The following is a 19,319-nucleotide window of genomic DNA, read 5'->3' as shown; positions in this document are numbered from 1 at the left end:
AGGATACGCCCATCTCCACACCCCAGACGGTGTGGGTTAGTTTCATATAGAAGAAGCGCCACAGGACTATGACTGGTCCCCTGCAACCTTCTTGGTCACCCGGCGATATCGCGAATGGCGATCTCGCTCATGATGCGTTCCAGCACCTGATCAATGGACAACTCCGTGGAATCCAGCTGTATGGCGTCAGCCGCCGGCTTAAGCGGGGCTACCGCTCGCTGGGTGTCACGCTCGTCGCGTGCACGGATCTCATCTAGCAGACTCGACAGACTAACACCCTCGACTTTGCCCTTCAACTGCAAATATCGGCGGCGCGCCCTCTCCTCGGCACTAGCGGTCAGGAAAATCTTCAGCGGTGCATCAGGAAAAACCACCGTACCCATGTCGCGACCGTCGGCGACAAGGCCCGGCGCTTCCTGAAAAGCGCGTTGACGCTGCAGCAGCGCCTCGCGCACGGCGGGCAATGCAGCCACTTGCGAAGCACCCGAACCGATGCTTTCGGTTCGGATGACATCGCTGACCTCGTCACCTTCCAGAATGATCCGTTGCAGTTGACCTTCGGTCGCCGCAATGAACTGAACATCCAGATGAGCGGCGAGTTTCTTCAGCAACTCTTCATTGGTCAGGTCGACACCATGGTTGTGCGCAGCGAAGGCGAGCAAACGGTAAAGCGCACCGGAATCCAGCAGATTCCAGCCCAGACGCTTGGCCAGAATCCCGGCTACAGTGCCTTTGCCCGAGCCGCTTGGCCCATCGATGGTGATGACCGGTGCAATGCTTTTCACGATTGAGCCTCTTGTGCCACACGAATACCGACCTGCCCGCACAGCGCGAGGAAGTTCGGGAACGACGTCGCGACGTTCGCGCAATCATGGATGCGGATCGGTGCAGTGGCGCGCAGGGAGGCCACACTGAAGGCCATCGCGATACGGTGATCGCCATGGCCATGCACTTCGCCGCCGCCAATCTGGCCGCCGTCGATGATGATGCCGTCCGGGGTCGGCTCGCACTTGACGCCCAGCGCCAACAAGCCGTCCGCCATCACCTGGATGCGATCCGACTCCTTGACCCGCAGTTCTTCAGCGCCGGTCAGCACGGTGCGCCCTTCGGCACAGGCAGCCGCCACGAACAGCACCGGGAATTCGTCGATCGCCAGCGGAACCAACGCTTCAGGAATCTCGATACCTTTGAGTTTAGCTGCCCGCACGCGCAGGTCAGCCACAGGCTCGCCGCCGACTTCACGCTGGTTTTCCAGAGTGATGTCTGCACCCATGAGACGCAGAATGTCGATCACGCCGGTACGGGTCGGGTTGATGCCGACGTGCTCGAGCACCAGTTCCGAACCTTCGGCGATCGAGGCCGCGACCAGGAAGAACGCCGACGAGGAAATATCGCCCGGTACTTCAATGTGAGTTGCGCTCAGCTTGCCGCCGGACTCAACCGAAGCCGTAGCGCCTTCAACACTGACCGGATAACCGAAGCCGCGCAGCATGCGCTCGGTGTGGTCGCGAGTCGGTGCCGGCTCGGTCACGGTGGTCTTGCCTTCAGCGTACAGACCGGCAAGCAACAGGCAGGATTTCACCTGTGCACTGGCCATCGGCATGGTGTAGGTCAGACCTTTGAGCTTATGACCGCCACGAATGATCATCGGCGGACGACCTTCAGCAGCGGTTTCAATCACGGCGCCCATTTCACGCAGTGGATTGGCCACGCGATTCATCGGACGCTTGGACAGCGAGGCATCGCCGGTCAGTGTGCTGTCGAAGTTCTGCGCAGCCAACAGGCCGGACAGCAGACGCATCGAAGTGCCGGAGTTGCCCAGATAGATCGGGCCCGGCGCCGGCTTCAGGCCGTGCAGGCCGACACCGTGGATGGTCACGCGGCCGTGGTGCGGGCCTTCGATGACCACGCCCATGTCGCGGAACGCCTGCAAGGTCGCCAAAGCGTCTTCGCCCTCGAGGAAGCCTTCGACTTCGGTGACGCCTTCGGCCAGCGAGCCGAGCATGATCGAACGGTGGGAAATGGATTTGTCACCCGGTACGCGAATCCGACCGGACAGGCGGCCACCAGGTTGAGCCAGGAAGATCAGATCGTTGGAATTCATAGCGTCCACATAGGCCCTGCGGGCCAGGATTTTACTGAAATGCTCGCGGGCAACCCGGGCGCGAGTGAAAACGCCCAACAATTGGTGCCCATCCCCTGCATCGACCGCGTCGCGCAAGGCGTCGAGGTCGCTGCGAAATGTATCGAGTGTGCGCAGGACAGCCTCGCGGTTGGCGAGGAAGATGTCGTGCCACATCACCGGGTCGCTTCCGGCGATTCTTGTGAAATCGCGGAAACCGCCCGCAGCGTAACGGAAGATCTCAAGATTTTCATTGCGCTTGGCCAACGAGTCGACCAGACCAAAGGCCAACAGGTGCGGCAGATGGCTGGTCGCAGCCAGCACCTCATCGTGACGCTCGACCTGCATGTGCTCGACGTCGGCGCCCAGTTCGCGCCACAGACGATCGACCACAGCCAACGCGGCCGGATCGGTTTGCTCAAGCGGCGTAAGAATCACCTTGTGACGACGAAACAGCTCGGCATTGGAGGCTTCCACCCCACTCTGCTCGGAGCCGGCAATCGGATGGCCGGGCACGAAGCGCGGCGGCATAGCACCAAACGCTTCGGTTGCCGCGCGCACCACATTACCTTTGGCACTGCCGACATCGGTCAGAATCGCCGAGCCCAGATCCATGCTCGCCAACCGCGCGAGCACTTTTTCCATGGCCAGAATCGGCACCGCCAACTGAATCACGTCAGCGCCCTGACAGGCCGCCGCCAGGTCATCTTCGCAGCGATCCACAACGCCCAACTCAACCGCCAGCTTGCGCGATTGCGGATCAAGATCGACCCCGACCACTTCACGGCACACGCCGCTTTCACGCAAGCCTTTGGCAAACGAACCACCGATCAACCCCAGACCGACCACCACAAGGCGCCCGATCATAGGTGCAGCAGATTGCAGTGCAGTGACATCACCCACGAGCCAGAACCTTGCGCAGCGCTTCAAGGAAGCGGCTGTTTTCCGCCGGCAGACCGATGGTCACCCGCAGGTGGTTCGGCATGCCGTAGTTGGCCACCGGACGCACGATCACGCCTTCGCGCAGCAAGCCCTGGAACACCGGAGCCGCAACCTGAGCGAGATCGACGCAGATGAAGTTGCCTTTGGATTCGATCCAGCTCAACCCCAACTCACGGAAACCGGCCTGCAACTGCTGCATGCCCGCCTCGTTGAGCTGACGGCTTTGCGCCAGATACTCATCATCCTTCAACGCTGCGCAGGCTGCCGCCAAGGCGAGGCTGTTGACGTTGAACGGCTGGCGAACACGGTTCAGGACATCAGCAACAACCGCAGTCGACAGACCGTAGCCGACACGCAGCGCTGCCAGACCGTAGGCCTTGGAGAAGGTGCGCGATACCAGCAGATTCGGGTAAGCGGCGAGGAAATCCAGACCGTCCGGCAGATCGCTGCCTTCGGCGTACTCGATGTACGCCTCGTCGAGCACCACCAGCACGTGTTCCGGAACGTCCTGCAGGAACTCGTCCAGCGCCTCGGCGCCGAACCAGGTGCCGGTCGGGTTGTTCGGGTTGGCGATGAACACCACGCGGGTGTTGGCATCGATGGCTGCGAGCATCGCCGGCAGGTCATGCCCCCACTCCTTGGCCGGGACCACTTTGGCTTGTGCGCCAACGGCCTGAGTGGCGATCGGATACACCGCAAATGCGTGCTCGCTGAACACCGCGTTCAGGCCCGGTGCCAGATAGGCACGCGCGACCAGCTCAAGAATGTCGTTGGAACCGTTGCCCAGCGTGACCTGATTGAGGTCTACGCGGCATTGCTCGGCCAACAGCGATTTCAATGCGAATCCGTTGCCGTCCGGATAACGGGTCAGCTCGGCCAGCTCTTCGCGGATTGCCGCCAAGGCTTTTGGACTGGCGCCCAACGGGTTTTCGTTGCTCGCCAGTTTGACGATTTTTGCCGGATCCAGATCCAGCTCGCGTGCCAGTTCGTCCACAGGCTTGCCCGGAACGTATGGCGAAAGTTGTTGCACGCCCGGCTGTGCCAAAGCGAGGAAATTGCCACTCATTTGCTACCGCCCTTAGAGAACTGCTTTCGGGTAGGAACCCAGCACTTTGAGTGCTACTGCTTCCTGACTGATCTTTTCCAGTACACCTTTGATCAACGGATCACGGTGATGGCCGACGAAGTCGATGAAGAACACGTAGGTCCATTTGCCGCTGCGCGACGGACGGGTTTCGATACGGGTCAGGTCGATCCCGTTGTCGTGGAACGGCACCAGCAGCTCATGGAGCGCGCCGGGCTTGTTGCTCATCGACACGATGATCGAGGTCTTGTCGTCGCCGGTCGGCGGCACTTCCTGATTACCGATCATCAGGAAGCGCGTCGAGTTGTCCGGACGATCTTCGATTTTCTCGGCCAGACGGGTCAGACCGTACAGTCCTGCCGCCATATCACCGGCAATCGCCGCCGAATTCCACTCACCCTTCACCCGCTTGGCCGCTTCGGCGTTACTGGAAACCGCAACGCGCTCGACATTCGGGTAGTGCGCGTCCAGCCACTTGCGGCACTGGGCCAGCGACTGCGCGTGGGAATAGATGCGGCTGATGCTGTCGGTCTTGGTGTTTTCACCGACCAACAGGTGATGGTGAATGCGCAGTTCGACTTCGCCGCAAATAACCATGTCGTGTTCGAGGAAGCTGTCGAGCGTGTGGTTGACCGCGCCTTCGGTGGAGTTTTCCACCGGCACCACGCCAAAATTCACCGCACCGGCCGCCACTTCGCGGAACACTTCATCGATCGCCGCCATTGGCTTGCTGATCACAGCGTGACCGAAGTGTTTCATGGCCGCCGCTTGGGTGAAGGTGCCTTCAGGACCGAGGTAAGCCACTTTCAGCGGCTGCTCCAGCGCCAGGCACGACGACATGATTTCGCGGAACAAGCGCGCCATCTCTTCGTTGCCCAGCGGCCCCTGGTTACGCTCCATCACGCGCTTGAGCACCTGAGCTTCGCGCTCAGGACGATAGAACACCGGCACTTCGCCTTCGGCCAGCGAGGCCATCTTTACGCGCGCGACTTCCTGGGCGCAACGCGCACGCTCACTGATCAGCTCCATGACTTTGGTGTCCAGAGCGTCAATGCGAACGCGCAGTGCCTTGAGTTCTTGCTCGGACATCAGCCGTGTTCCTTCTCGAATTCAGCCATGTACGCCACCAGCGCGTTGACCGCGGTGATATCGACGGCGTTGTAGATGGAGGCGCGCATGCCGCCCACAGAGCGGTGACCCTTGAGGTTGAGCAGACCACGCTCTTCGGCACCGACGAGAAATGGCTTGTCCAGACGATCATCAGCCAGACGGAACGGCACGTTCATCCACGAGCGATCCGATTTGTTGATCGGGTTGCTGTAGAGGCCGCTGGCGTCGATGAAGTCGTACAGTGTGCGCTGCTTGACGTCGTTGAGTTTGGCGATCGCGTCGACGCCGCCCTGCTCTTTCAGCCACTGGAACACCAGACCGGAGAGGTACCAGGCCATGGTCGGCGGGGTGTTGTACATCGAGCCGTTATCCGCTGCGACCTTGTAGTCGAGCATGGTCGGGCACAGCGCGCGCGCCTTGCCGAGCAGGTCTTCGCGGATGATGTTGACGACGATGCCGCTCGGGCCGATGTTCTTCTGCGCGCCGGCGTAGATCATGCCGAAACGCGAGATATCGACCGGACGCGAGAGAATGTCCGAAGACATGTCAGCGACCAGCGGCACATCACCGACTTCCGGGATCCACTGGAATTCCAGACCACCGATGGTTTCGTTCGGCGCGTAGTGAACGTAAGCGGCGTCTTTCGACAGGTTCCACTCGTTCTGGCCCGGGATGGCGAAATAGTCGTAAGGCTTGGCAGTGGCGGCAACGTTGACATGACCGTAGCGCGAAGCTTCTTCGATGGCTTTCTGCGACCAGATACCGGTGTCGATGTAGTCGGCAGAGCCGCCTTCAGGCAACAGGTTCAGTGGAATCTGCGCGAATTGCTGGCTGGCGCCACCTTGCAGAAACAGCACTTTGTAGTTCGACGGGATATTCAGCAGGTCACGCAGATCCTGCTCGGCCTGGGTGGCGATGGACACGAACTCATCGCTGCGATGGCTCATTTCCATGACCGAGAGACCCTTGCCGTGCCAATCAAGGAGTTCACCTTGAGCACGTTGCAGGACGGCTTCAGGAAGCGCCGCAGGACCGGCGCAGAAGTTATAGGCTCGCTTGCTCACATCCAATCTCGCTCTGATTTGGTGGTCACTTAAATCTTTTGGTCTGCGGATGATCGTTCCCACGCTCTGCGTGGGAACGATCCCGTGCAGTGTTGCAAATTTTCAAACAGGACAAATAACAAGGGGGCGAATTCTCATCCGCCCCCTCGTTTGCCCGCTTATTCTTGCGGTTCTTCGTCTGCTGCGGCGTCGAGTTGCTGGTCTTCGCCAGCATCGTCGCTCACGACGCTGCCTTCGAATTCCTCGCCCTCTTCCCCTTCAAGCTCTTCACCTTCGATTTCCGAAGGCTCCTGAACCCGCTCCAGCCCGACCAGGGTTTCATCCTTGGCCAGCTTGATCAGCGTCACACCTTGCGTGTTACGACCCAGGCTCGACACCTCGTCGACACGGGTACGCACCAGGGTGCCCTGATCAGAGATCAGCATGATCTCTTCACCGTCCTGCACCTGCACCGCGCCGACCAGACGGCCGTTACGCTCGTTGCTGACCATGGCGATAACGCCCTGACCGCCACGCTTGTACTCAGGGAACTCGCTGATCGCCGTACGCTTGCCGTAGCCGCGCTCGGATGCTGTGAGGATCTCGCTGCCTTCTTCCGGAATCAGCATGGAGATCAGCTTCTGCCCTTCCGGCAGACGCATACCACGCACACCGCGGGCGGTACGGCCCATGGCGCGAACTTCGGATTCCTTGAAGCGCGTCACTTTGCCGCCGTCGGAGAACAGCATGATTTCCTGCTCGCCATCAGTGACGGCAGCGGAAATCAGGATGTCGCCTTCGTCCAGTTCCAGCGCGATCAGACCAACGCTACGCTGACGGCTGAACGCCACCAGCGGGGTCTTCTTCACGGTACCGTTGGCGGTCGACATGAAGATGAACGGGGCTTTCTTGCGGTCGGCAGCCTTGATACGGGCACGACGCTCTTCGTCGGTCTCGTTGCTGTTTTCGATGTCTTCTACATCAGCCTCGACGCCTTCAGCCTCTTCTTCGTCAGCCTGACGCTTCATGGCTTCGAGATCGACCGGCAGCATGGTGGTGATGTATTCGCCTTCGCTCAATGGCAGAAGGTTGACCAACGGACGACCACGGGCGGCGCGGGACGCCTCCGGAATCTCGTAGGTCTTGAGCCAGTACACCTTGCCCTTGCTGGAGAACAGCAGCAGCGTGGTGTGGCTGTTGGCAACCAGCAGGTGAGCGATGTAGTCCTCATCCTTGACGCCAGTGGCCGATTTGCCTTTACCGCCACGACGCTGAGCCTGGTACGCAGCCAGTGGCTGGGTCTTGGCGTAGCCACCGTGGGAGATGGTCACGACGCGCTCTTCTTCCGGGATCATGTCACCCAGGGTCAGGTCGAGACGGGCATCGAGAATTTCGGTGCGACGCTGGTCGCCGTATTCGGCACGAATCACTTCCAGCTCTTCGCGGATCACTTCCATCAGGCGCACGGCGCTGTTGAGGATGCGGATCAGCTCGCCGATCTGGTTGAGGATCTCTTGATACTCGGCCAGCAGTTTTTCGTGTTCCAGACCGGTCAGACGGTGCAGACGCAATTCCAGAATGGCTTGCGCCTGCTCTGGCGACAGGAAGTACTTGCCTTCGCGCAGACCGTATTGCGGATCCAGAGTCTCCGGACGGCAGGAATCAGCACCGGCACGCTCAACCATCGCCACCACGGCCGAGGATTCCCACGGCGTGCTGATCAGCGCTTCTTTAGCTTCCGACGGCGTCGGCGAAGCCTTGATCAGGGCGATCACCGGGTCGATGTTCGACAGGGCAACGGCCTGACCTTCGAGGATGTGACCACGCTCGCGCGCCTTGCGCAGTTCGAACACGGTACGGCGGGTGACCACTTCGCGACGGTGACGGACGAAGGCTTCCAGCAGATCCTTGAGGTTGAGGATGCGTGGGCGGCCGTCGATCAACGCAACGATGTTGATGCCGAATACCGATTGCAGCTGGGTCTGCGCGTAGAGGTTGTTGAGGATCACCTCAGGCACTTCGCCGCGACGCAGTTCGATCACGACGCGCATACCGTCCTTGTCGGACTCGTCGCGCAGTTCGGTGATGCCTTCGAGCTTCTTCTCTTTGACCAGCTCGGCGATCTTCTCGATCAGACGCGCCTTGTTCAACTGGTACGGCAGTTCGGTGATGACGATCTGTTGACGGCCACCGACCTTGTCGATGTCTTCGATGATCGAGCGCGCGCGCATATAAATGCGTCCGCGACCGGTGCGGTAGGCTTCGATGATGCCGGCGCGACCATTGATGATCGCGGCGGTCGGGAAGTCCGGACCGGGGATGTATTGCATCAGCTCATCGACGGTCAGCTCAGGGTTGTCGATGAGCGCCAGGCAACCGTCGATGACTTCACCGAGGTTGTGCGGCGGAATGTTGGTCGCCATGCCCACGGCGATACCGCTGGAGCCGTTGACCAGCAGGTTGGGGATACGGGTCGGCATGACCGCCGGGATCATTTCGGTGCCGTCGTAGTTCGGCACCCAGTCCACGGTTTCTTTGTGCAGGTCAGCCAGCAGCTCGTGCGCCAGTTTGGTCATGCGCACTTCGGTGTATCGCATGGCCGCAGCGTTGTCGCCGTCGACCGAACCGAAGTTGCCCTGACCGTCTACCAGCAGGTAGCGCAAGGAGAAAGGCTGAGCCATACGAACGATGGTGTCGTACACCGCAGTATCACCGTGCGGGTGATACTTACCGATCACGTCGCCGACAACACGGGCAGATTTCTTGTACGGCTTGTTGAAGTCGTTGCCCAGCTCGCTCATCGCGAACAGTACGCGACGGTGCACGGGCTTGAGGCCATCGCGCGCATCCGGCAGTGCACGGCCGACGATCACGCTCATCGCGTAGTCGAGGTAGGACTGTTTCAGCTCGTCTTCGATATTGACCGGGAGGATTTCTTTGGCCAGTTCGCCCATGAGAAGCCTGATTCCTTTTTCTGGTGAAACTTCGTCATATCCATATGGGACCAACGAAGCTCGTCGGGGCAGGCCGAGTGCCATGCGCCGACTTACGACAAATCAACATTGGATCGTGGATTTGCGCAGTAAAGACAGCTCCATGGAGCTGCCTCGGAAAACGCCGGATGTTATCACAAAGGCCGCCACGCACCTATCCCCCAGATGCGCATGGAGCATAGTTAGTTGACCGGTGACAGGCTTAACGGGGACGAGAGAAGCTCAGAGCTTCTTTCAATGCAGAATCGGGGCTAGGTTTAGCGATGTTTATTGACTTTTAGGGCCTCATCGCTGGCAAGCCAGCTCCCACAGGATCAGTGGCGAACACAAAACCTGTGGGAGCTGGCTTGCCAGCGATGGCGTCCGAACTGACGCCGAAGCCAATCAGTGCAGGCGCTTGCGGCACATCAACTGGGCCATTTTCGCGGTGTCCGGGCGTTCGACGATGCCTTTCTCGGTAACGATCGCATCGATCAGGTCGGCCGGGGTCACGTCAAACACCGGGTTGAACGCTTCAACATCCGCGCCGACGCGCTTGCCGCCGACTTCGAGCAATTCGGCGCCGTCACGCTCCTCGATCGGGATGTCGTCGCCGCTGGCCAGGTTCATGTCGATGGTCGAACTCGGCGCCACCACCATGAAGCGTACGCCGTGGTGCATGGCGTTGACCGCGAGTTGGTAGGTGCCGATCTTGTTGGCCACGTCACCATTGGCCGTGATGCGGTCAGCGCCGACAATCACCCAGGTCACGCCTTTGGTTTTCATGATGTGCGCGGCAGCGGAGTCAGCATTGAGGGTCACCGGAATACCTTCATTAGCCAGTTCCCACGCGGTCAGGCGCGAGCCTTGCAGCCACGGACGGGTTTCGTCGGCATAAACACGCTCGACCATGCCTTCCAGATAAGCCGCGCGAATCACCCCCAGAGCCGTGCCGAAACCGCCGGTGGCCAGCGCGCCAGTATTGCAGTGCGTCAGAATCGCCTGGGCATTGCCCTGATGCTTGCGGATCAGATCGACGCCCAGTTGCGCCATGGTCAGGTTGGCTTCGCGGTCGCTTTCATGAATGGCGATGGCTTCGGCTTCCAGCGCCGCCAACGGATCGGCGTTTTCTTTCAGGCGATCGAGGCGATCATGCATGCGGCCGAGCGCCCAGAACAGGTTGACCGCGGTCGGACGAGAATCGGCCAGCAAGGCGAAATCCTCTTCCAGTGCCGCGTACCAATCGCCACCCTCGGCGATCCGGGCACGCACCGCCAGCACGATGCCATAGGCCGCGCTGATGCCGATGGCCGGTGCGCCACGCACCACCATCGAGCGAATGGCCTCGGCCACACCGGCGGCGCTGGTGTAGGCGATCCAGGTTTCCTCGAACGGCAAAATACGCTGATCCAGCAGGTGGAGCGCGCCATCTCGCCAATCGATGGCCTTCACTTTCTCCGCAGCCAACAGTCGATCGCGCATCCCTCACCCCGCACTCATGAACAAAAGCCGCCGATTATAGCGATCCCCCCGCGAAGACGCTCGGGTATACTTCGCCATCCTTTACAAAAGCACTGGAACCGACCCTCGATGCCGAAACCTGCCATTGCGCTCGACTTATTATTGCTGCCGACCTGGCTGGTACCCGTCGAACCTGCAGGCGTTGTGCTCAAGGAGCATGGCCTGGGCATCCGCGACGGTCGCATCGTGTTTATCGGCCCGCGCGCCGAAGCATTGAAGTGTAACGCCACTGAAGTGCACGAATTGCCGGATGTGCTGCTCGCTCCGGGCCTGATCAATGCTCACGGCCACGCGGCGATGACGCTGTTCCGTGGTCTGGCCGATGATCTGCCACTGATGACCTGGCTGGAAAACCACATCTGGCCGGCCGAAGCCAAATGGGTCGATGAAGCGTTTGTCCGCGACGGCACCGATCTGGCCATCGCCGAGCAGATCAAGGGTGGCATCACTTGCTTCTCGGACATGTACTTCTTCCCGAAAGTCGCCAGCGAGCGCGTGCACAACAGCGGCATTCGCGCACAGATCGCCATTCCGATCCTCGATTTCCCGATCCCGGGCGCCAGCAGTGCCGACGAAGCCATTCGTGAGGGCGTCGAATTGTTCGGCGACCTGAAGCATCACGATCGCATCAAGATCACCTTCGGCCCTCATGCACCGTACACCGTTGGTGATGAGAACCTCGAAAAAATCCGTGTGATTGCCGAAGAGCTCGATGCCTCGATCCACATGCACGTCCACGAAACCGCGTTCGAAGTCCACCAAGCGCTGGAGCAACACGGCGAACGCCCGCTCGCGCGCCTCGGCCGCCTGGGCTTGCTCGGCCCGCGCTTTCAGGCCGTGCACATGACCCAGATCAGCGATGACGACCTGGCGTTGCTGGTAGAAAGCAACACCAGCGTGATCCACTGCCCGGAATCGAACCTCAAACTGGCCAGTGGTTTCTGCCCGGTCGAGCGTCTGTGGCAGGCTGGCGTCAATGTCGCGATCGGCACCGATGGCGCCGCCAGCAATAACGATCTGGATCTGCTCGGCGAAACCCGCACTGCCGCCCTGCTGGCCAAAGCCGTCGCCGGCTCGGCCACCGCGCTCGATGCCCACCGCGCATTGCGCATGGCCACCCTGAATGGCGCGCGAGCATTGGGGATCGAGGCACAAGTCGGCTCGCTGGAACTCGGCAAAGCCGCCGACATCGTCGCCTTCGACCTGTCCGGCCTGGCCCAGCAACCGGTGTATGACCCGGTTTCGCAGCTTATATACGCCACCGGTCGCGATTGCGTGAAACACCTGTGGGTCGCCGGCAAGCAACTGCTCGACGACCGGCGCCTGACTCGACTCGACGAAGAACAATTGGGCGCCACCGCCAGAGCCTGGGGCCAGCGCATCAGCGGCCACACCGAATCGTAAACACCGCGGAGCACAATCCGCGGCTACAGCCTTTTTCAAGTTTTAGAGGATTTAACATGAGCAACGTCGACCACGCCGAAATCGCCAAATTCGAAGCCCTGGCCCATCGCTGGTGGGACCGTGAAAGCGAATTCAAACCGCTGCACGACATCAACCCGCTGCGGGTCAACTGGATTGACGAGCTGGTCAACCTGGCCGGCAAGAAAGTCCTCGACGTCGGTTGTGGCGGCGGCATCCTCAGCGAAGCCATGGCCCAGCGTGGCGCCACTGTGATGGGCATCGACATGGGCGAAGCGCCGCTGGCGGTCGCGCAATTGCATCAGTTGGAATCCGGCGTCAACGTCGAATACCGCCAGATCACCGCCGAAGACCTCGCTGAAGAAATGCCGGAGCAATTCGACGTAGTGACCTGCCTCGAGATGCTCGAGCACGTGCCGGATCCATCGTCGGTCATTCGCGCCTGCTACCGAATGGTCAAACCGGGCGGCCAAGTATTCTTCTCGACCATCAACCGCAATCCGAAGGCGTATCTGTTCGCCATCGTCGGCGCGGAATACATCATGAAGTTGCTGCCGCGCGGCACCCACGACTTCAAGAAATTCATCCGCCCGTCCGAGCTCGGCGCCTGGAGCCGCATGGCCGGCCTGACCGTCAAGGACATCATCGGCCTGACTTACAACCCGCTGACCAAGCACTACAAGCTGGCCAACGACGTTGACGTCAACTACATGATCCAGACCCTGCGCGAGGAGTAAGCCGATGGCCATCAGAGCGGTTCTCTTCGACATGGACGGCACCCTGCTCGACACGGCGCCGGACTTCATCGCCATCTGCCAGGCAATGCGCGCCGATCGTGGCTTGCCGCCGATCAACGACAAGCACATCCGCGACGAGATTTCCGGTGGCGCCAAAGCCATGGTCGCGGTGACGTTTTCGATGGACCCCGAATCACCGGGCTTCGAAGAACTGCGCCTGGAGTTTCTTGAGCGCTATCTGGTCGGCTGCGCCGTGCACAGCAAGTTGTTCGACGGCATGGGCGAATTGCTCGCCGATATCGAGAAGGCCAACCTGATCTGGGGCGTGGTCACCAACAAGCCGCTGCGCTTTGCCGAGCCGATCATGCAACAACTGGGGCTGGCCGAGCGCTCGGCGCTGCTGATCTGCCCGGATCATGTGAAAAACAGCAAGCCGGATCCGGAACCGTTGATCCTCGCGTGCAAGATGCTTGATCTGGATCCGTCGACGGTTCTGTTTGTCGGCGATGATTTGCGCGACATCGAATCGGGGCGTGATGCCGGTACGAAAACCGCTGCGGTGACGTTTGGCTACATCCACCCGGACGACAACCCGCGGCATTGGGGTGCGGACGTGGTGGTGGATCATCCGTCGGAATTGCGCAAGGTACTCGATAGCGCGCTTTGCAGCTGCTGATCTGACTCGACTCAGGGTGAAGCAGGTCTTCATCAATGGATTGTGAGGTTTTTAATGTTTGATTATTCCGCTCGTCCCGAATTGCTCAAGGATCGGGTTGTTCTGGTCACCGGCGCCGGTCGCGGCATCGGCGCGGCGGCCGCGAGAACCTACGCCGCCCATGGCGCCACGGTGCTGCTGCTGGGCAAGACTGAAGCCAATCTGACGCAGGTCTATGACGAGATCGAGGGGGCTGGCCACCCACAACCGGCGGTGATTCCGTTCAACCTCGAAACCGCCCTGCCCCATCAATACGATGAACTCGCGGCGATGATCGAGACCGAGTTCGGCCACCTCGATGGCCTGTTGCACAACGCCTCGATCATTGGCCCACGCACGCCGATCGAGCAGTTGTCCGGGGAAAACTTCATGCGCGTCATGCAGGTCAACGTCAACGCGATGTTCATGCTGACCAGCACCCTGCTGCCGCTGCTCAAGCTGTCGCAAGATGCATCAGTGGTGTTCACCTCCAGCAGCGTCGGGCGCAAGGGCCGTGCTTACTGGGGCGCCTATGGCGTGTCGAAGTTCGCCACCGAAGGCCTGATGCAAACCCTGGCCGACGAAGTCGACGGCGTCGCGCCGGTACGCTCCAACAGCATCAACCCCGGCGGCACACGCACCAGCATGCGTGCCCAGGCCTATCCGGGGGAAAACCCGCTGAACAATCCTACGCCCGAGGAGATCATGCCGGTCTACCTCTACCTGATGGGGCCGGACAGTACCGGCATCAATGGCCAGGCATTCAACGCGCAATAACTGCCATACGTCGCATTTGTTGCCGCGGCAGATTCCTGTCGCGGCATGCATTTGCCGCCTGGGAGCGTCACAATCCTGTCAATTTTCCAGCACCAACTTCTCGCCTTCCAAGCCAAACCATTGATTCCAAACGGTTTAAATAAAACCGAACTGAATGGCACGACTTTCGCTCTAATTTTCCTCAACGCAAGCCGCGTGAAGGCATTGGGGCGAGGCCGATTTCGATAGCTTACTAATCGTCATCCGGCAGACTAAACTTACGCCAAACGTCCTACGGGACTGATGGATCAGTATGACGCGCAGCCCATAGCCGCTCTCACCCAGCCTGTAAGACAGACTTACTGCTAAGGGTTCACGCCATATGAAATCACCCTCCCAGACCAATGCAATTGACTTTGACAGTGCCAAATTGCAACGCCTGGGCTTTGGTCAAGTACCTCCCCTGCTGGAGCGACCGGCCAGTCTGGCGCAACTGCGCCAGCAAATGAGCCTGCAACTGCAAACCAGTCTTGAGCCACAACGCATCCTTGGCCTGTTTTTCCGCGAAGTTCAGCGCCTGGTGCCGCTGGATGCCTTGAGCTATGTGCATCAGGGCAGCGACCTGCGCCTGGAGTTCGGCACCCGCGGTCATCACTCGATCAGCTATAGCCTCAGCCACGAAGGCGAGCACATGGGCGAGTTGGTGTTTCGCCGCAATCAGCGTTTCAGCGACAAGGAACAAGGCAATCTCGAGTCACTGCTGTCGTCGTTGCTGTACCCGATGCGCAACGCCCTGCTCTATCGTGAAGCCACTCAGAGCGCTTTGCGCGATCCGCTGACCGGCGCCGGCAATCGCATTGCCATGGAGCAGACCCTGCAGCGCGAGATCGAGATGTCTCGTCGCCATCAACAGCCGCTATCGCTGCTGATGCTCGACATCGACCATTTCAAACGGGTCAATGACAGCCATGGACACGGCGCCGGTGACGACGTGCTGAAAGCGATCGCCGCCACCATCAAGGCGCAACTGCGCAACGTCGACATGGTGTTTCGTTATGGCGGCGAAGAGTTTCTGATTCTGCTGTCCAACACCAGCCGCGAAGCGGCAGCGATGGTCGGCGAACGGTTGCGCTATGCGGCGCAGGCCGCCGAGTATTACGCCGACGGCCAGTTGATCGAGCTGACGGTCAGCCTGGGATGTTCGACCTTGCTGCCGGGCGAGTCGGCGGAGAGTCTGTTGCGGCGTGCCGACAGTGCGCTGTACGTGGCCAAGCGTGAAGGCCGAAACCGCTTGGCGATGGCGGGCTGATTTTTCAGCCATCACAAAACAGTGTGGGAGCGAGCCTGCTCGCGAATGCGATCTGACATTCAACCATGAGTTGACTGAGATACCGCTTTCGCGAGCAGGCTCGCTCCCACATTGGTTATGCGTGACGCCGAAAATCAGCTCTCGACGACGGCCCTGCGCTCGCGGCTCACCAGCAAGCGCTCCGAGGTTTCAAGCTGCATGCAGCGCTCCAGGAACAGGTACATGTAGTCGTAGCTCTTGCACACGGCCTGGCGCAGTTCGGTTTGCAACGCCTTGCTCGGGTTCATCCCGGCCAGCGTGCAGATGATTTCCAGCGCTTCCCAAGGGTGGGCATCGTCGTACTGAGCGTGCATTTTCAGCCACTTCATCGCACGCTTGCGGTCCTCTTCGGGAAACGCCGCGGCGTACACGCCAGTTGAGCACACCACCGCCGACCACTCCCCGGTCGCGCCTTCGATGGCGTAGTTGGTGGCGGCAATCGCCACGATCAGCGAATCGGCGGAACTGGTGTGCCAGCACCAATGACTCAAGGCGTGCAGTTCCGGCGGCACTTGCTGGGCCTGGAGATCCTCCAGACTGACGCCATGCGCGCGACTCCAGTGCACCCAGTAATCGGCATGATTGAGTTCGACGCGAATGTTGCGCATCAGCCAGCGCCGCGCCATGTCTTCGCCCGGGTGACGGGCAAACCGGGTCTTGGTGAGATTCTGCGCCATGTACAACGCAAACTGCTCGACCACCGGCCAGCCGCCGATCAAGTACTGGCGCATGGTTCGGGCGCTGAGCTTGTTATCGCGCATGCGCAGGTAAAGTTCATGTTCGACAACCCGGCGCTTGCTCTCGCTGCAATCCTGAATGAGCTGTTGTGCCCAGCCAGGATAACTTGCAGCTTCCATGAGTGGTCCGGTTCGGTTGAATGTGTCGATCACTGTTCGGCTCCTTTTGATTTGTGATTGTAAGGATCGGCAAGAGACTTCAACGGAACGTGCCAGGCGCTTTGAATAACAGCGGCTGCGGTCTGGCGGGCCGACTTTGCAAACTGTCGCAGGTAAACAACTGTGGGCGTTCTATAACATAACCCTGAGCGTAATCCACACCAATTTCAAGCAGGGCCTGCTCGATCTGGGTTGTTTCAACGAACTCGGCAATTGTCTTCTTACCCATGACATGCCCGATGTGATTGATCACTTCGACCATTGCGCGGTTAATCGGGTCGTCCAGCATATCCTTAACGAAACTCCCGTCGATCTTCAGGAAGTCTACAGGTAAATGTTTCAGATAAGCGAATGAAGACATTCCGGCACAAAAGTCATCTAACGAGAAGTAGCAACCTAAGCCTTTGAGTTCATTAATAAATCGTATTGCACTGCCTAAATTTGAAATGGCGCTGGTTTCTGTAATTTCAAAACAAATCATTTCAGGGGGTATTGCGTAGTTAACAAACTGTTCTCGCAGGAAGTGCAAAAACGCGTCATCTCCTATAGTAATTCCTGACAGATTAATCGCACACATCGCTAAAGGACCTTGATGTTCTTGTGCAATACATTGAGCAATAACCTTGAATACGTTTTGCACTACCCAACGATCCAGTTGACTCATCAAACCGTATCGTTCGGCGGCCGGAATAAAACTGTCCGGCAAAATCATCCGCCCCGCTTCATCGTGCAGGCGCAGCAGAATTTCGATGTGCCCGCCCTTGTCATCGCTGTGTTTCAGTGGAGCGATTTCCTGGGCGTACAGGCAGAACCGGTTCTCCTCCAGCGCCATGTGCAGGCGTTGCACCCAGGCCATTTCGCCAAAGCGCAGGGACAACTCGGAATCGTCGGCGTGGTAGACCTGCACACGGTTGCGGCCCTTCTCCTTGGCCATGTAGCAGGCCATGTCCGCAGCGCGCAGCGAGGCTTCAAGCGTGGTCGGGGTCTGTGCAACATGCACCAGGCCGATACTCACCGTGGTCAGGAATGGCCGCCCCTTCCAGACGAAATGCAGGTTCTGCACGGTTTGACGCAGTGCCTCGGCGATTTTCTCCGAGGCTTCCGGCGCACAGTTCTCCAGCAGGATGCCGAACTCGTCGCCGCCCAGACGCGCCAGGGTGTCGCCCTCGCGCAGGCCCGATTGCAGCAGCGTGCATATGTGCCGCAACAACTCATCACCGGCGGCGTGGCCGCACGTGTCGTTGACCAGTTTGAACTGATCCAGATCGAGGAACATCAGCGCGTGCCGGCCCGGCTGTCGAGTGAGGTTGTGCAGCGCCTGCTCCAGGCGATATTCGAATTCGCGCCGGTTGGCCAGCCCGGTCAAGGCATCGTGGGTGGCCTGCCACGACAGGTTGGCGATGTATTGCCGCTCTTGCGTCATGTCATGCAACACCAGCACCGTGCCACTGACTTTGCCGGCATTGCGGATCGGCGCCCCGACCAGCGTCACCGAGACGGTGCTGCCATCCAGACGCTGGATCAGTTTGGAGTGTTCGCTGCCGCCACTGAGCTTGCCGCTGAGGATGTGTTCGATCAGCGTCAGGCCTTCGGCCTGGGCATTGTCGTCGAGCAGGTTGAACAGCGCGGCCAGCGGCAGCCCGGCTGCCTGCTCGGCCTTCCAGTGGGTCATGGCTTCGGCGGCGGGGTTCATGTAATCGATGGCGCCGCTGACATCGGTGGTGATCACGCCATCGCCGATCGAATGCAGCGTGACGTGCGCCCGATCCTTCTCCAGTTGCAGTGCCTCGGCAAAGGCGTGGCGCTGCTTGAGCAATTTGTGTGTACGCCACAAGGCCAGCACGATCAGCCCCAGCGCCGTGGCCAGATTGGTTAACAGCAGCAGTCGCAGAATCATCCGCGAGCCTTCGCCCAGCGCATCGCTGAACGCCTTGGCCGCTGGCGTCACGCTTTCGTTGATGGCGAGAATCTGCGCTTTCCAGCGCTGGATATCCGCCTGAGAGGCCGCGTTATCAGCGATGCGCTGGTGCATCTGCCGGGCCACGTCATCGAGTTGCACCAGATACGCATCCCCGACGGTCCAGCGGTCGATGGCGGTTTCCAGGTAACTGAAATGGCGAAAGTTGAGGTACAGCCAGATCAGGCTCGAGACATCGTCCGGATGGTTGCCACCCTTGAGGATGCCCTCACGCGCGGCCTGCAGATCAGGCGGTTGCCGATCCAGCGCCAGGCGCAACTCATGCCCGCCCTGCGGCACGCTGATCGCCTTCTGGTATTTGAGATAGATCGCCTCGTCACGATTGTCGGCGTACAGATTGAGGTAGTAGATGGCGTCTTTCTGGCCTTTGGACCACAGACTTTCCCCCGCCACATAACCGCGAACGGCCGAAAGCACGTAAAGACTCACGCCTCCCAGCAACGCCTGAAACAACACGACGGCAATGAATGGCCAGACGATACCCAACAACCGTGGCGTTCCGAGAGTCCGCTTTTGCTTCATGGGATTCCTTGCATGAGCACTGCCTGATCGTCCTTCTCTGTCAGACCATCCCATCAAGACTAGGAGGCGTTCCCGGTTCAGGCAAGCGACGGATCGGCCTCAGTGCAGGATCGCGCTGTACGCATATATATGTAATGCCACAACTGGGTCTCATGCCGGTTTACTGGGCGCC

The 19,319-nt window shown here is 59.9% G+C and carries 14 protein-coding genes; 5 read left to right on the top strand and 9 right to left on the bottom strand.

Annotated elements, in window-relative coordinates:
• Window positions 1-95: 95 nt before the first annotated feature.
• The 7 genes from cmk to mtnA form a co-directional block, all read right to left on the bottom strand.
• On the bottom strand, window positions 96-785 hold the full coding sequence (cmk, locus tag WA225_RS12090) for a (d)CMP kinase (RefSeq protein WP_422608078.1): 690 nt from the start codon (window positions 783-785) through the stop codon (window positions 96-98).
• The gene (locus tag WA225_RS12085) at window positions 782-2,989 is read right to left on the bottom strand and encodes a bifunctional prephenate dehydrogenase/3-phosphoshikimate 1-carboxyvinyltransferase (protein WP_422608077.1); all 2,208 of its coding nucleotides are present in this window, start codon (window positions 2,987-2,989) and stop codon (window positions 782-784) included. Before WA225_RS12085 ends, cmk begins: the two co-directional genes overlap by 4 nt.
• Window positions 2,990-3,017: 28 nt before the next feature.
• Window positions 3,018-4,130 carry a histidinol-phosphate transaminase gene (gene hisC, locus WA225_RS12080; RefSeq protein ID WP_422608076.1) on the bottom strand — a complete coding sequence of 371 codons (1,113 nt, stop codon included), beginning with the start codon at window positions 4,128-4,130 and terminating at the stop codon, window positions 3,018-3,020.
• A gap of 12 nt (window positions 4,131-4,142) precedes the next feature.
• Window positions 4,143-5,237 (bottom strand): prephenate dehydratase, encoded by a 1,095-nt coding sequence (pheA, locus tag WA225_RS12075; RefSeq protein ID WP_007908404.1) that lies wholly within the window; start codon window positions 5,235-5,237, stop codon window positions 4,143-4,145.
• Complete coding sequence (serC, locus tag WA225_RS12070; protein ID WP_422608075.1) at window positions 5,237-6,322, bottom strand: 3-phosphoserine/phosphohydroxythreonine transaminase; 1,086 nt, start codon at window positions 6,320-6,322, stop codon at window positions 5,237-5,239. The genes pheA and serC overlap by 1 nt, the downstream gene beginning before the upstream one ends.
• 158 nt (window positions 6,323-6,480) lie before the next feature.
• Entirely contained in the window at window positions 6,481-9,255 is a 2,775-nt protein-coding gene (gyrA, locus tag WA225_RS12065) for a DNA gyrase subunit A (protein ID WP_422608074.1), read from the bottom strand.
• Between the two features lie 423 nt (window positions 9,256-9,678).
• The gene (gene mtnA, locus WA225_RS12060) at window positions 9,679-10,755 is read right to left on the bottom strand and encodes an S-methyl-5-thioribose-1-phosphate isomerase (protein ID WP_422608073.1); all 1,077 of its coding nucleotides are present in this window, start codon (window positions 10,753-10,755) and stop codon (window positions 9,679-9,681) included.
• 108 nt (window positions 10,756-10,863) lie between these two features.
• On the opposite strand from mtnA, the gene WA225_RS12055 reads away from it, so the two are divergent.
• The 5 genes from WA225_RS12055 to WA225_RS12035 all read left to right on the top strand — a co-directional run bounded on the left by WA225_RS12055 (window position 10,864) and on the right by WA225_RS12035 (window position 15,712).
• Window positions 10,864-12,198, top strand: a complete 1,335-nt coding sequence (locus WA225_RS12055; RefSeq protein WP_422608072.1) for a TRZ/ATZ family hydrolase — start codon at window positions 10,864-10,866, stop codon at window positions 12,196-12,198.
• 56 nt (window positions 12,199-12,254) lie between these two features.
• Window positions 12,255-12,953: a bifunctional 2-polyprenyl-6-hydroxyphenol methylase/3-demethylubiquinol 3-O-methyltransferase UbiG gene (ubiG, locus tag WA225_RS12050; RefSeq protein ID WP_422608071.1), complete on the top strand. Its 699-nt coding sequence runs from the start codon at window positions 12,255-12,257 to the stop codon at window positions 12,951-12,953.
• A gap of 4 nt (window positions 12,954-12,957) precedes the next feature.
• Window positions 12,958-13,629 carry an N-acetylmuramic acid 6-phosphate phosphatase MupP gene (gene mupP, locus WA225_RS12045; RefSeq protein ID WP_038364376.1) on the top strand — a complete coding sequence of 224 codons (672 nt, stop codon included), beginning with the start codon at window positions 12,958-12,960 and terminating at the stop codon, window positions 13,627-13,629.
• A 54-nt stretch (window positions 13,630-13,683) separates the two neighbouring features.
• A complete protein-coding gene (locus WA225_RS12040; RefSeq protein ID WP_422608070.1) occupies window positions 13,684-14,424 on the top strand; it encodes a YciK family oxidoreductase in 741 nt (246 codons plus the stop codon).
• 361 nt (window positions 14,425-14,785) lie between these two features.
• The gene (locus tag WA225_RS12035) at window positions 14,786-15,712 is read left to right on the top strand and encodes a GGDEF domain-containing protein (RefSeq protein ID WP_422608069.1); all 927 of its coding nucleotides are present in this window, start codon (window positions 14,786-14,788) and stop codon (window positions 15,710-15,712) included.
• A gap of 134 nt (window positions 15,713-15,846) precedes the next feature.
• Here the strand turns inward: WA225_RS12035 and WA225_RS12030 are convergent, their stop codons facing one another.
• Together WA225_RS12030 and WA225_RS12025 are read right to left on the bottom strand one after the other, a co-directional pair.
• The gene (locus WA225_RS12030) at window positions 15,847-16,608 is read right to left on the bottom strand and encodes a TenA family transcriptional regulator (RefSeq protein ID WP_422608068.1); all 762 of its coding nucleotides are present in this window, start codon (window positions 16,606-16,608) and stop codon (window positions 15,847-15,849) included.
• A 79-nt stretch (window positions 16,609-16,687) separates the two neighbouring features.
• Window positions 16,688-19,147: an EAL domain-containing protein gene (locus WA225_RS12025; protein WP_422608067.1), complete on the bottom strand. Its 2,460-nt coding sequence runs from the start codon at window positions 19,145-19,147 to the stop codon at window positions 16,688-16,690.
• Between the last annotated feature and the right edge of the window lie 172 nt (window positions 19,148-19,319).

Source organism: Pseudomonas sp. (assembly GCF_049300855.1).
Lineage (GTDB): Bacteria > Pseudomonadota > Gammaproteobacteria > Pseudomonadales > Pseudomonadaceae > Aquipseudomonas.
Note: the sequence above shows the minus strand (reverse complement) of the source record. Positions and strands in the feature narration are given on the sequence as shown.